Consider the following 12,129-nt stretch of genomic DNA (forward strand, 5'->3'; position numbering starts at 1 on the left):
GCGATTACGCCTGCTTAGCCGCTTCTGCCGCTTTAACGATCACCGCGAAAGCGTCTGCTTTCAGGGATGCGCCGCCAACCAGTGCGCCATCGATGTCTGGCTGGGTGAACAGCTCAGCTGCGTTTGATGCGTTAACGGAACCGCCGTACTGGATGATGACCTGCTCAGCCACTTTCGCGTCTGCTTTTGCAATGTGGTCACGGATGAACTTGTGCACCGCCTGTGCCTGCGCTGGAGTTGCAGATTTGCCGGTACCGATCGCCCAGACTGGCTCGTAAGCGATAACCGCGCCTTCGAACGCTGCCGCGCCCTGGGTTTTCAGCACAGCGTCGATCTGACGTGCGCACACTTCTTCGGTTTTGCCTGCTTCGTTTTCTGCTTCGGTTTCACCGATGCACAGAACCGGGATCAGACCCTGCTCTTTCAGCACAGCGAATTTCTTCGCGATGAACTCATCGGATTCTTTGTGATAGGTGCGACGCTCGGAGTGGCCGATGATGATGTATTTCGCGCCGATATCTTTCAGCATTTCAGCGGAGGTTTCACCGGTGAACGCGCCAGACAGGTTAACGTCAACGTTCTGCGCGCCCAGAATGATGTGGCTGCCGTCAGCGGCACGTTTAGCCAGATCCAGGTACATATCCGGCGGAGCGATAGCAACCGCGCAGCCGGTCACGCCAGCCAGCTCTTTACGCAGGTTAGCAACCAGTTCGTTTACCATGTGGCGGCTGCCGTTCAGTTTCCAGTTACCCATCACTAAAGGATGTCGCATTTCAATTCTCCACGCTCAATAAGCGAATTAAGGAATATGGCCGCCCTGTCGGGCAGCATGGTCTGTGAATCAGTATAGAGATTTTCCCTCGAAAGGCTTTGCTTTTTGTCATTAATTCGCCCCCTCGAGTGCGTCTGATAGGGCCAGCTTAATCGGTTCAACCGCGAAGGTCAGCCCCTTTTCGCCGTTATCTGCGACGACATAGCGAACGGCACCTTCCGTATCGGCGTAATAGCGTTTGTTTTTCCCGGCGGTAAGCAGTTTTTGCAGCTTTTGCTGGCTTTGCGCTTTCGTGAAGGTGGGGGTAAAGGCGCGCAGAATAGCGCTCATGTACTCCAGCGCTTTCGCTTTCGCCGCTTTCTGCTCTGGCCCCTGAATCGGCAGCCAGGTGATCTGCATACTTTTGATTTTTAACGTTCCGCGCTCAAGGGCGGTAGAGGCATACAGATTCTCGTTAATTTTGCTGGCCGCGCGGGTCAGGGTCGGCGTATCGCGGGCGCTGTCAATCGCACGGAACTCTCCCAGCGGAAGTGAGGGGTTTTCTTTGTTGAAGGCTTCGCGGAACTGGCTGATAGATTGATCGAAAGAGGGGGCGCCCGCCAGAAGATAGGGGGCGGTGACCGGGGAAGCCGTTTCCGCGGCATACAGGGAAAAACTGGCGCTCAGCATCGCTAAACACAAATAAAGAGAGTGTGCCGAACTTTTCATCAACATTGCCCCTGGCCGTCATTGCCCATGATTAAAACGATATCTGGTCGGCTTGTCAAAAGGTCACAACTCCAGGGTAAAATGCGGGCTAAACAATAATAAGGAACCTTACATGACCATACAGCAGTGGCTGTTTTCATTCAAAGGGCGTATTGGACGCCGTGACTTCTGGATCTGGATTGCAACGTGGGTTGTCGCCATGCTGCTTCTGTTTTTTGTTGCCTACAACGCATGGCTGAGCACGCAAACGGCGGCATTTGCGCTGGTCTGTTTACTGTGGCCAACCGCTGCCGTAGTGGTGAAACGTCTGCACGATCGTGGCCGCTCCGGCGCATGGGCTTTCCTGATTATTCTGGCGTGGATGCTGGTGGCGGGGAACTGGTCAATGCTGCCCTCAATCCTCCCATGGGTGGTGGGCAGACTGCTGCCGACGGTTATCTTTGTAATGATGGTTGTCGAACTGGGCGCGTTTATCGGCACCCAGAGCGAGAACAAATATGGAAAAGATACCCTTGAGGTGAAGTACCGCTGATCACCAGTAGTGTTCGGCGGTCATGTGGCCCGGCCGGCGGCGAAGGTGCTTCGTCATCTGCCGGGTATCCTTCAGCAACTGCTGCGTATCGCGTACCATCTGCGGGTTACCGCACAGCATCACATGGCTGGTTTCGGTATTCATCGGTAAACCCACCGCTTCTTCCAGCGCGCCGCTTTCAATCAACTCCGGAACGCGACCGGTTAACGAGCCGGCTGCGGTTTCGCGGCTGACCACCGTCTGAATTTTTAACTTCCCGCCATATCGCTGTTCCAGCGCCTGCATCTGCGGCAAATAGCTCAGGTCTGCGGCGTAGCGCGCGGCGTGAACCAGCACGATATTTTTAAAGCGCTCCAGATTTTTGCCGTATTGCAGAATGGAGAGATACGGGCCGATGGCCGTGCCGGTCGCCAGCATCCAGAGCGTGTCACAGTCGGGGATTTCATCCAGCACGAAGAACCCCGCCGCGTCGGAGACAATCTGCACGTCATCTCCCGGCTTCAGCGCGGCGAGGCGCGGGCTGAGCTTACCGTCCGGGACGGTGACCAGATAGAACTCAAGGTCCGGGTTATCAGGCGCATTAACGTAAGAGTAGGCGCGCTGTACGCGTTCACCGTCGATATCCAGCCCGAGTTTGGCAAACTGCCCGGCAGTAAACGGATGAACGGGAGCGTGCAGCGTGAGGCTAAATAGCGCATCGGTCCAGAACTGTACCTTTGTGACTTTACCTGTTACCCAGTCCGCCATGATCTTCTCCTGTGCTGTTTCTCTCTTCTATCTTCCGTACTTGCGGGAAACATTTCCAGCCCATTCGGGCCGGAAAGCTCTATCGATCAAACGGTTTTACAGAATGTGCGTCTGTACGTCCGGATCTTTACGATCGAGATAATGAATGGACTTAATGCGACGAATGGTGCGGGATTTACCGCGGATCAGCAGGGTTTCAGTGGTGGCCATGTTGCCCTTGCGGGTGATGCCGTCCAGCAGATCGCCTTTGGTGATGCCGGTTGCGGAGAAGACCACGTTATCGCTGCGGGCCATCTCGTTCAGCGCGAGCACTTTATTGGCCTCGATGCCCATCGCCGCGCAGCGCGCCAGTTCGTCTGCTCCAATGCGAAGGTTCTCGTCGCTGTCGCCTTTGACCTCATGGCGTGGCAGCAAACGCGCCTGCATATCGCCGTCCAGCGCGCGGATCACTGCCGCAGAGACCACACCCTCCGGCGCGCCGCCGATGCCGTAAAGCACGTCGACTTCGCTGTCAGGCATGCAGGTCAGAATAGAGGCGGCAACGTCGCCATCCGGAATAGCAAACACGCGTACGCCGAGCGCTTGCAGGTACGCAATGGTGGCGTCGTGGCGCGGTTTCGCCAGAATGGTCACGGTGAGTTCGCTGAGCGCTTTATCCAGCGCCGCAGCGATATTGCGCAGGTTGGCGTCCAGCGGCAGGCTAAGGTCGATAGCGCCTTTAGCACCAGGACCGACGATCAGTTTTTCCATGTACATATCGGGCGCGTTGAGGAAGCAGCCCTTATCGCCCACCGCCAGTACCGCCAGCGCGTTGGCCTGGCCCATCGCCGTCATGCGCGTGCCTTCAATCGGGTCGACCGCGATATCCACGGCATCGCCTTTGCCCGTCCCGACTTTTTCACCGATGTAGAGCATCGGCGCTTCGTCGATTTCGCCTTCGCCAATGACGATAGTGCCATCGATATTGACCTGATTAAGCACAATGCGCATGGCGTGGACGGCTGCACCATCTGCGGTATTTTTGTCGCCACGGCCCAGCCACTTGTAGCCTGCGAGGGCGGCAGCTTCGGTGACGCGGGAAAACTCGATAGCAAGTTCACGTTTCATGAGGTACTCGTACAATCAAAAGGAATTGCACGAAGTTTATCACAGAGTGGGGAGGGGCGAAGGGACCGGTGCGGTCGGAGCCCCTCACCCTAACCCTCTCCCAGGGGAGAGGGAATATAGGTTTACTCGTCGTGCTCTTCCCACGCCAGGGCACGTTTCACCGCTTTCTTCCAGCCGCTGTAGCGGTAGTTGCGCTCGGTGGTTTCGATGCCAGGACGGAATTCGCGTTCGATAACCGCTTTTTCCTGAAGCTCGTCGAGGTTTTGCCAGAAGCCAACCGCCAGACCTGCCAGATACGCCGCGCCCAGCGCCGTCACTTCTCGCACCTCAGGACGTTCAACGCGGGTGCCCAGAATGTCGGACTGGAACTGCATCAGGAAGTTGTTGGCTACCGCACCACCGTCCACGCGCAGGGCGTGCAGACGAATGCCGGAGTCAGCCTGCATCGCTTCCAGCACGTCGCGCGTCTGGTAGGCGATGGATTCCAGCGTCGCGCGAATGATGTGGTTTGAGTTCACGCCGCGCGTCAGGCCGAAAATCGCGCCGCGGGCATACGGATCCCAGTACGGTGCGCCCAGACCGGTGAACGCTGGCACCACGTACACGCCGTTGGTGTCTTTCACTTTGGTCGCGAAGTATTCGGAGTCAAACGCGTCGCTGATCAGCTTCATCTCGTCGCGCAGCCACTGAATGGAGGCACCCGCCATGAATACCGCGCCTTCCAGGGCATAGTTCACTTCGCCGCGCGGGCCGCAGGCGATGGTGGTCAGCAGACCGTTTTCTGATTTCACCGCTTTCTCGCCGGTGTTCATCAGCATAAAACAACCGGTGCCGTAGGTGTTCTTCGCCATCCCTTCCTTGACGCACAGCTGGCCGAACAGGGCCGCCTGCTGGTCACCGGCGATACCGGCGATAGGAATACGGGTGCCACCTTTACCGCCAATGTTGGTCTGGCCGTATACTTCAGAAGACTTACGGACTTCAGGCAGCATCGCGCGCGGAATGTCCAGCGCGTCCAGCATCTTGTCATCCCACTCAAGGGTGTTGATGTTGAACAGCATGGTGCGCGAGGCGTTGGTGTAGTCGGTAACGTGAACGCGTCCCTGAGTCATCTTCCAGATAAGCCAGGTATCGACGGTGCCGAACAGTAGCTCGCCACGTCGTGCGCGCTCGCGTGAACCTTCCACGTGGTCGAGGATCCACTTCACTTTGGTGCCGGAGAAATAGGGGTCAACCACCAGGCCGGTGGCGCTGCGCACGTACTCTTCCATTCCTTCGCGCTTCAGCTGTTCGCAGATCTCTGACGTACGACGGCACTGCCAGACAATGGCATTGTAGATGGGCTTACCGGTTTCGCGCTCCCAGACCACAGTCGTTTCACGCTGGTTGGTGATACCGATAGCGGCAATCTGGTCAGAACTGATGTCGGCTTTCGCCAGCACTTCCACCAGCGTGGAGCTTTGCGACGCCCAGATCTCCATCGGGTCGTGTTCTACCCAGCCTGGACGCGGGTAAATTTGCTCAAATTCGCGTTGAGACACGCTGACAATGTTCGCGTCATGATCCATTACGACAGCGCGGGAGCTGGTGGTGCCCTGGTCGAGCGCAACGATATATTTTTTTTCGGTCATGGTATGTGTCCCGTAGTCAGATTACAGCGAAGCTTTTTGTTGTGTGGTGGAAGCCGTCTCTTTCTCCTCTTCCACACAAGTGTCGCACGGTAAGTGGCGACCAATTAATTTGCGATAGCCGAATGCGCCCAGCGCCGCCCCTACGATTGGCCCGAACAGCGGAACCAGGAAGTAAGGAATGTCTTTGCCGCCCGTGAAGGCGACATCGCCCCATCCCGCAAAGAAGGCGAAGGTTTTTGGACCCAGGTCACGCGCCGGATTCATCGCAAAGCCGGTCAGCGGACCCATGGATGCGCCAATTACCGCAATCAGAAGGCCAATCAAAAGTGGCGCCAGCGGGCCGCGCGGAATGCCGTTTCCATCGTCGCCCAGCGCCATGATGACGCCCATCAGAATAGCGGTAATCACCATCTCAACCGCGAACGCCTGCACAAAATTGATATGCGGATTCGGATACGTTGAGAAAATGCCTGCCAGATCCAGACTTTCGACACTGCCACGCACCATATGATGCGTCTGTTCGAAGTCGATGAAAAGATTGTAATAAAGCCCGTAAACTAACGCCGCTGCGCAAAAGGCGCCGGCAAATTGCGAAATGATGAAAGGAACAACTTTGCGTCCGTCAAAACACGCGAATAGCCACAACGCGATGGTCACCGCCGGGTTAAGATGTGCACCGGAAACCCCTGCGGTCAGGTAGATGGCCATCGCCACGCCCAGACCCCAGATAATACTGATTTCCCACTGACCAAAACTGGCACCCGCCACTTTCAGTGCTGCGACACAGCCTACTCCGAAGAATATCAACAACCCGGTACCCAGGAACTCGGCAATACACTGGCCTTTTAAGGTTGATGTCTGACTCATAATCGGAATCCTGCAAAAGAGTAATGTTTATTGTTTGCGTGACCGCCAGTGACAGTCACGATGCCCTGTAGACATAGTGTTAATTTATCGTTAACGAGCACAAACGAGAAATATCGAAATCTAAATGTGTGGTCTGCGTCAATAAAATGAGCGTTTTCGCGCCATAAAGCGCGTTTTTGCATCAGATAATGATTATGGGCTGAATCATTTCTTTAACTTATGGGTTAACAACTTAGGGGTATATGCGGCGAACGCACCAGGACGAGGCCGAAAAGTGTTGCAAACCGCGATCTGCGTGGCATGCCGCTGGACAGGGGCGACGGCGCTCCATACAATCGGAACATATGTTGTGCGCGTTTACGTTAAAGCGTCGCCTTGCAATTCAGGAGAGGTAGGATCATGTCTTTAGAAGTGTTTGAGAAACTGGAATCGAAAGTACAGCAGGCGATTGACACCATCACGCTGCTGCAAATGGAAATTGAAGAGCTGAAAGAAAAGAACAACTCCCTGTCACAGGAAGTTCAGAATGCTCAACACAGCCGTGAAGAACTGGAGCGCGAAAACAACCAGCTGCGCGAACAGCAGAACGGCTGGCAGGAACGCTTGCAGGCGCTGCTGGGACGTATGGAAGAAGTTTGATTTCCTTAGGGAATGCATTGAACAGGCCGGGTAAGGCGAAGCCGCCACCCGGCTTTTTTATGGTTTTCGCTAACCGATATCAAACCATAAAAAAGGCCGCCCCGGGCGGCCTTAACGCTACTTGTCCTGCGCTGTCGTAGCAAAAGCAACAAACCCAACAGGTTCATCGCTCTTTACAACGAGTACGCTGGCGACAATGAACGCGATACATAAATAGCGTTTCATTATGCGGTCCCTGCTGCTTACCGCTCCACCGTTCACCACCGGTGATAAGTCGGTGGACACAAGCCTTGATGTTAGCCTGCTTTACGGTAGTGAATACACCTTTCCCTGGACCGATGCCCATTTGCGAGATGGCGGAAAGGGACGCGGTATCATAATGAGCATCAACCAGGTAGTTAAGGTATTCACAAACAATTAGGATTTTATAAAGGTTACGAAGGGTTGCCCAAGGTTTGGGCGAGAGTATGATGAAGTTCCTTGGTGTTAGTCTGTAAGACGTCCCAACGGACCGCGAATCCCGAGGGACAAAAAAAACCGCCACATTGCTGTTGGCGGTTTTTTTATGCATCTCGCTTACCGATTAACTACTCAATATCCAGCGCATCCTCAGAAAGGATAATGCCGGTATTGTCAGCATAAAGGTGGTCGCCCGAGAAGAAGGTCACGCCGCCGAAATTGACGCGCACGTCGCTTTCGCCGATGCCGTCGCCCGCTGCGCCTACCGGTATGGCCGCGATGGCCTGAATCCCGATATCCAGGTCTTCGAGATCGTCCACCTGACGCACGGAACCGTACACCACAATGCCTTCCCACTCGTTCTGGACGGCAATTCCCGCCAGTTCAGCATCAATCAATGCACGGCGCACGGAACCGCCGCCGTCGACCACCAGAACGCGGCCACGGCCGTTCTCTTCGAGCAGATCGTACAGCAACCCGTTGTCCTCGAAACATTTCACCGTGATGATTTGTCCGCCAAACGACGACCGTCCACCAAAGTTGGAGAACAGGGGTTCAACGACGTTGACATCTTCCTGGTAGATGTCACAAAGCTCGGAGGTATCGTATTTCATAGGTTTAACGCTCTGTTGCTGCGAATGTGTTCAGTATATCGTGCGAAATGCGTTGTTGGCAAAATCATCAATTGTTAATTGATATTTGTCAGCTAACTCAGCGTCTGGCTTAAGACAATCCCGATGACGAACAGCAGGTTAGTCAACAGCGCGCCTTTTACCGTACGTTCCAGCATCGGTGGCATGGCGGCCGGGCTGAGTTCACGCATAACGTAGCGGGCCTGCTTAATCAGCAGCGGTGCGGCGAGCACAAACAGCCAGCCCCAGAGGCTGTGCAGCGAAATCAGATTGAACAGCGCCAGGCAGACCAGCGCGCCGATGAGCAGGCAGGCGTGATAGCGGCGTGCATTCACCGGACCCAGACGCACGGCCAGCGTGTTTTTACCGTTCTCGCGGTCGCTGTCGATGTCGCGCAGATTATTGATATTCAGCACCGCCGTCGCCAGCAGACCACTGGCGGTCGCCGGCAGGAACAGGGCAGGGATCACCGTGTGCGCCTGTAAGTACCAGCTTCCCATCACGCTCAGCCAGCCGAAGAACACCAGCACGGAGATGTCGCCCAGACCAATATACCCGTAAGGACGCGTCCCGACGGTATAGGTAATGGCTGCAATAATGGCGAGTAAGCCCAGCACCAGGAAGCCAATGAAATCACTGGTGGTTTTCGAGGCGACCGTCACCAGCGCCAGCCCGGACAGGCAAATCAACACCACGGTGATAATCAGCGCCCGCTTCATCTGTGCCTGGGTAATCACCCCTTTTTGCATCCCGCGCAGCGGCCCAATGCGGTCAGGCTTGTCGCTGCCTTTTACCGCATCGCCGTAATCATTGGCGAGATTAGAGAGGATTTGCAGCAGCCCGGCGGTGACAAGCGCCAGACCTGCTACCAGCGGATCGAAATGACCCTGCCACCAGGCAAGCGTGGTACCGACGATAATGGCGGCAAAAGCCAGAGGAAGCGTTTTAGGACGCAGACTTTCGAGCCACGCCTGTGTACGGCTGATATCAGTCATAGTTATTTAGCCAATAAAAATGGGGGCCATAGCCCCCATCAACAGTGATGAAAATGCATTGAACGCGATTATAGAATAAAACGGCTCAGATCTTCATCTGCCACTAACGCATCCAGGTGTTTGCCCACATAGTCTGCGTCAATGGTAATGCTTTGACCGTTAAGGTCGCTCGCATCATAAGAGATGTCTTCCATCAGGCGTTCCAGCACGGTGTGCAGACGACGCGCACCGATGTTCTCGGTGGTTTCGTTGACCTGCCACGCGGCCTGGGCGATGCGCTTGATACCGTCATCGGTAAATTCAATGTTCACGCCTTCGGTCGCCATCAGCGCTTTGTACTGTACGGTCACAGAAGCGTTTGGCTCAGTCAGGATACGTTCGAAATCTTCGGTGGTCAGCGCCTGTAACTCGACGCGGATTGGCAGACGTCCCTGAAGTTCCGGGATCAGGTCAGACGGGCTGGCAATCTGGAACGCACCGGAGGCGATAAACAGAATGTGGTCAGTTTTAACCATGCCGTGCTTGGTGGAGACGGTGCAACCTTCCACCAGCGGCAGCAGGTCGCGCTGAACGCCTTCGCGTGAGACATCCGGGCCGGACGCGTTGCCGCGCTTACAGATCTTGTCGATTTCGTCGATAAACACGATACCGTGCTGCTCAACCGCGTCGATAGCATCCTGTTTCAGCTCTTCCGGGTTAACCAGCTTCGCGGCTTCTTCTTCAATCAGCAGCTTCATCGCGTCTTTGATTTTCAGCTTACGCGCTTTCTGCTTCTGCCCGCCCAGGTTCTGGAACATGGACTGCAACTGGCTGGTCATCTCTTCCATGCCCGGAGGTGCCATAATTTCCACGCCCATTGGCGCGGCAGCGAGATCGATCTCAATCTCTTTGTCGTCCAGCTCGCCTTCGCGCAGTTTTTTGCGGAATGCCTGACGCGCAGCAGAAGGTTCAGGCTGCTGTTCAGCCTGTCCCCAGTTGTTTTTTGCCGGTGGGATCAGCACGTCGAGAATACGCTCTTCGGCCATCTCTTCGGCGCGATAGCGGTTTTTCTCAATTGCCTGGACACGCACCATCTTAATCGCCGAGTCGGTCAGGTCACGGATGATGGAGTCCACTTCTTTACCCACATAGCCCACTTCGGTGAACTTGGTGGCTTCAACTTTGATGAACGGCGCGTTAGCCAGTTTGGCCAGACGACGGGCGATTTCGGTTTTACCCACACCGGTCGGGCCGATCATCAGAATATTTTTTGGCGTTACTTCGTGGCGAAGCTCTTCATCGAGCTGCATGCGACGCCAGCGGTTACGCAGTGCGATAGCCACGGAGCGCTTGGCGTCGTCCTGGCCGATAATGTGTTTGTTCAGTTCGCTGACAATTTCGCGTGGGGTCATTTCAGACATGGGCGATCCTTACGCTTTAGACGGTAATTCTTCGATGGTGTGATTGTGGTTGGTATAGATGCAGATATCACCTGCAATATCCAACGCTTTCACCGCGATATCGCGCGCGTTCATGTCGGTATTTTCCAACAGCGCACGGGCTGCGGCCTGGGCGTACGGGCCGCCAGAGCCGATGGCAATCAGGTCGTTTTCAGGCTGAACCACGTCGCCGTTACCGGTGATGATCAGCGAGGCGTTTTCGTCAGCCACGGCCAGCAGCGCTTCGAGCTTGCGCAGCATGCGGTCGGTACGCCAGTCTTTTGCCAGCTCAACGGCGGCTTTCACCAGATGACCCTGATGCATTTCCAGTTTGCGTTCAAACAGTTCAAACAGCGTGAAGGCATCAGCCGTGCCGCCTGCGAAACCGGCGATCACTTTGTCGTTATAAAGACGACGTACTTTCTTCACGTTGCCTTTCATGACGGTATTACCCAGCGTGGCCTGGCCATCACCGGCAATTACCACCTGGCCGTTACGGCGTACACTTACTATTGTTGTCACGAGCAGACCCCCTGGTTACAGATTCGGGAAACAGAAGCCCTGAGCCTGTGCTCAGGGCTGAATTAAATGATAGATGGGGGGGATTTTGGGGGTTTCAACCCCCGGAGGCGAGTCGAATGCAGTTTGTGTGGCCAGCCACTTTCAAGCGGGAAATGGTGCCGTCTGCGTTTTCTTTGCCTTTGACCGGTCCAATCACTACGCGATTCCAGCCGTTATTGGTGGTAATGCGTGAGTCAAATCCTTCAAATGCCAGCTGAGCACGCACCGTTTCTGCCTGTTCGGCGCCTTTAAACGAACCGCACTGAACCATCCAGCGGCGTTCATCTTTTTTCTCAGCCGTCTGCTTCGGTGCCTCGGTCTCTTTGGTGACCGGCGCAGCCTGCTGCGTTTTTGGCTGTTGCGCAGTGGTATGCGCAGGCGTCTGCAACAGATCCTGATACGGCTGTGCCGTTTGCTTCTGCGGCTGCGCCTTCGGTTGCTGCTGGACAGGCTGAGTTTGTACGGTACGCGTCTGCTGCTGCGGTTGTGTACGCGGCTGCTGTACCGGCTGCGTCTGCGTCCACTGCTGCTGTTGCGTTTGCTGCTGAGCCTGACGCTGGCGCTGCAACGTTTGCTGACGCTGCGCCGGGGTTTGTTCGTTCCACGGTACTTCGTTCAGCTGCGTAGGCTGCTGGCGCATGTCCGCCTGCATCTGAGCGAGCAATTGACGCTGTTCGTCCGTCAGCTGATCGGCATTCTTTACTTCACCCCCGGCAGAAGGCTCGGTAGGCGCACGTACGCCAGGCTGGCGGCTTTCCAGCTCTTTAATGTAGCGCCAGCGCTCTTCAGGCTTCGGCGGCAGGCCGTTGCCGACGACCTTATTACCCTGAAGGGCTTCAGACTCTTCTTTTTTATGATGCGTAATGAAGTAGAGGCCGCCAATAAAGGCCACCAGCACAGCCGCAGCAATGGCGACCATAGCTGGGGAGACAGCAGACAGGCTGCGTTGCTTGCTTTTTGAACTACTCTTTTTGCGTCGCGAAGGTGCCGGCTGGCCGCGACGTACATAATCTCGTTGTGCCACTATCGTTTCGCTGTATTTATTCGTTCGTCAGCCCGCC

The 12,129-nt window shown here is 55.6% G+C and carries 13 protein-coding genes; 2 read left to right on the forward strand and 11 right to left on the reverse strand.

The window, feature by feature from the left end; all coding sequences use genetic code 11:
* Positions 1–4: 4 nt before the first annotated feature.
* Together tpiA and ACOTYH_RS19610 are read right to left on the reverse strand one after the other, a co-directional pair.
* The gene (tpiA, locus tag ACOTYH_RS19605) at positions 5–772 is read right to left on the reverse strand and encodes a triose-phosphate isomerase (protein ID WP_003862019.1); all 768 of its coding nucleotides are present in this window, start codon (positions 770–772) and stop codon (positions 5–7) included.
* 111 nt (positions 773–883) lie between these two features.
* Complete coding sequence (locus ACOTYH_RS19610; protein WP_017383094.1) at positions 884–1,480, reverse strand: DUF1454 family protein; 597 nt, start codon at positions 1,478–1,480, stop codon at positions 884–886.
* Between the two features lie 112 nt (positions 1,481–1,592).
* On the opposite strand from ACOTYH_RS19610, the gene ACOTYH_RS19615 reads away from it, so the two are divergent.
* Positions 1,593–2,012 carry a DUF805 domain-containing protein gene (locus tag ACOTYH_RS19615; protein WP_006808672.1) on the forward strand — a complete coding sequence of 140 codons (420 nt, stop codon included), beginning with the start codon at positions 1,593–1,595 and terminating at the stop codon, positions 2,010–2,012.
* Here the strand turns inward: ACOTYH_RS19615 and fpr are convergent, their stop codons facing one another.
* The 4 genes from fpr to ACOTYH_RS19635 form a co-directional block, all read right to left on the reverse strand.
* The gene (gene fpr, locus ACOTYH_RS19620) at positions 2,013–2,759 is read right to left on the reverse strand and encodes a ferredoxin--NADP(+) reductase (RefSeq protein WP_421637871.1); all 747 of its coding nucleotides are present in this window, start codon (positions 2,757–2,759) and stop codon (positions 2,013–2,015) included.
* Between the two features lie 96 nt (positions 2,760–2,855).
* Positions 2,856–3,866 (reverse strand): class II fructose-bisphosphatase, encoded by a 1,011-nt coding sequence (gene glpX / locus ACOTYH_RS19625; RefSeq protein ID WP_047638134.1) that lies wholly within the window; start codon positions 3,864–3,866, stop codon positions 2,856–2,858.
* Positions 3,867–3,988: 122 nt separating this feature from the next.
* On the reverse strand, positions 3,989–5,497 hold the full coding sequence (gene glpK / locus ACOTYH_RS19630; RefSeq protein WP_006808669.1) for a glycerol kinase GlpK: 1,509 nt from the start codon (positions 5,495–5,497) through the stop codon (positions 3,989–3,991).
* Positions 5,498–5,518: 21 nt separating this feature from the next.
* Complete coding sequence (locus tag ACOTYH_RS19635) at positions 5,519–6,364, reverse strand: MIP/aquaporin family protein (RefSeq protein ID WP_015569943.1); 846 nt, start codon at positions 6,362–6,364, stop codon at positions 5,519–5,521.
* Positions 6,365–6,763: 399 nt separating this feature from the next.
* Here ACOTYH_RS19635 and zapB point away from each other — a divergent pair, with 399 nt between their 5' ends.
* Entirely contained in the window at positions 6,764–7,003 is a 240-nt protein-coding gene (gene zapB, locus ACOTYH_RS19640) for a septal ring assembly protein ZapB (protein WP_003862031.1), read from the forward strand.
* A 587-nt stretch (positions 7,004–7,590) separates the two neighbouring features.
* Here zapB and rraA read toward each other — a convergent pair.
* The 5 genes from rraA to ftsN all read right to left on the reverse strand — a co-directional run bounded on the left by rraA (position 7,591) and on the right by ftsN (position 12,092).
* Positions 7,591–8,076 (reverse strand): ribonuclease E activity regulator RraA, encoded by a 486-nt coding sequence (gene rraA, locus ACOTYH_RS19645; RefSeq protein WP_015569946.1) that lies wholly within the window; start codon positions 8,074–8,076, stop codon positions 7,591–7,593.
* A 92-nt stretch (positions 8,077–8,168) separates the two neighbouring features.
* Positions 8,169–9,095 carry a 1,4-dihydroxy-2-naphthoate polyprenyltransferase gene (gene menA, locus ACOTYH_RS19650; protein WP_114503653.1) on the reverse strand — a complete coding sequence of 309 codons (927 nt, stop codon included), beginning with the start codon at positions 9,093–9,095 and terminating at the stop codon, positions 8,169–8,171.
* 62 nt (positions 9,096–9,157) lie between these two features.
* On the reverse strand, positions 9,158–10,489 hold the full coding sequence (hslU, locus tag ACOTYH_RS19655; protein ID WP_015569947.1) for an HslU--HslV peptidase ATPase subunit: 1,332 nt from the start codon (positions 10,487–10,489) through the stop codon (positions 9,158–9,160).
* Between the two features lie 9 nt (positions 10,490–10,498).
* Positions 10,499–11,029: an ATP-dependent protease subunit HslV gene (gene hslV / locus ACOTYH_RS19660; RefSeq protein ID WP_003862036.1), complete on the reverse strand. Its 531-nt coding sequence runs from the start codon at positions 11,027–11,029 to the stop codon at positions 10,499–10,501.
* Between the two features lie 94 nt (positions 11,030–11,123).
* Positions 11,124–12,092, reverse strand: a complete 969-nt coding sequence (ftsN, locus tag ACOTYH_RS19665) for a cell division protein FtsN (RefSeq protein ID WP_017383099.1) — start codon at positions 12,090–12,092, stop codon at positions 11,124–11,126.
* Positions 12,093–12,129: the final 37 nt, after the last annotated feature.

This window comes from Enterobacter cloacae complex sp. SHL001, from assembly GCF_049236825.1.
In the GTDB taxonomy this organism is placed as follows: Bacteria; Pseudomonadota; Gammaproteobacteria; order Enterobacterales; family Enterobacteriaceae; genus Enterobacter; species Enterobacter hormaechei_C.

Bases quoted from the DNA above. Each gene is read 5' to 3' on its own strand.
- tpiA (WP_003862019.1), bottom strand. From the start codon at position 772: ATGCGACATCCTTTAGTGATGGGTAACTGGAAACTGAACGGCAGCCGC.
- ACOTYH_RS19610 (WP_017383094.1), bottom strand. From the start codon at position 1,480: ATGAAAAGTTCGGCACACTCTCTTTATTTGTGTTTAGCGATGCTGAGC.
- ACOTYH_RS19615 (WP_006808672.1), top strand. From the start codon at position 1,593: ATGACCATACAGCAGTGGCTGTTTTCATTCAAAGGGCGTATTGGACGC.
- fpr (WP_421637871.1), bottom strand. From the start codon at position 2,759: ATGGCGGACTGGGTAACAGGTAAAGTCACAAAGGTACAGTTCTGGACC.
- glpX (WP_047638134.1), bottom strand. From the start codon at position 3,866: ATGAAACGTGAACTTGCTATCGAGTTTTCCCGCGTCACCGAAGCTGCC.
- glpK (WP_006808669.1), bottom strand. From the start codon at position 5,497: ATGACCGAAAAAAAATATATCGTTGCGCTCGACCAGGGCACCACCAGC.
- ACOTYH_RS19635 (WP_015569943.1), bottom strand. From the start codon at position 6,364: ATGAGTCAGACATCAACCTTAAAAGGCCAGTGTATTGCCGAGTTCCTG.
- zapB (WP_003862031.1), top strand. From the start codon at position 6,764: ATGTCTTTAGAAGTGTTTGAGAAACTGGAATCGAAAGTACAGCAGGCG.
- rraA (WP_015569946.1), bottom strand. From the start codon at position 8,076: ATGAAATACGATACCTCCGAGCTTTGTGACATCTACCAGGAAGATGTC.
- hslU (WP_015569947.1), bottom strand. From the start codon at position 10,489: ATGTCTGAAATGACCCCACGCGAAATTGTCAGCGAACTGAACAAACAC.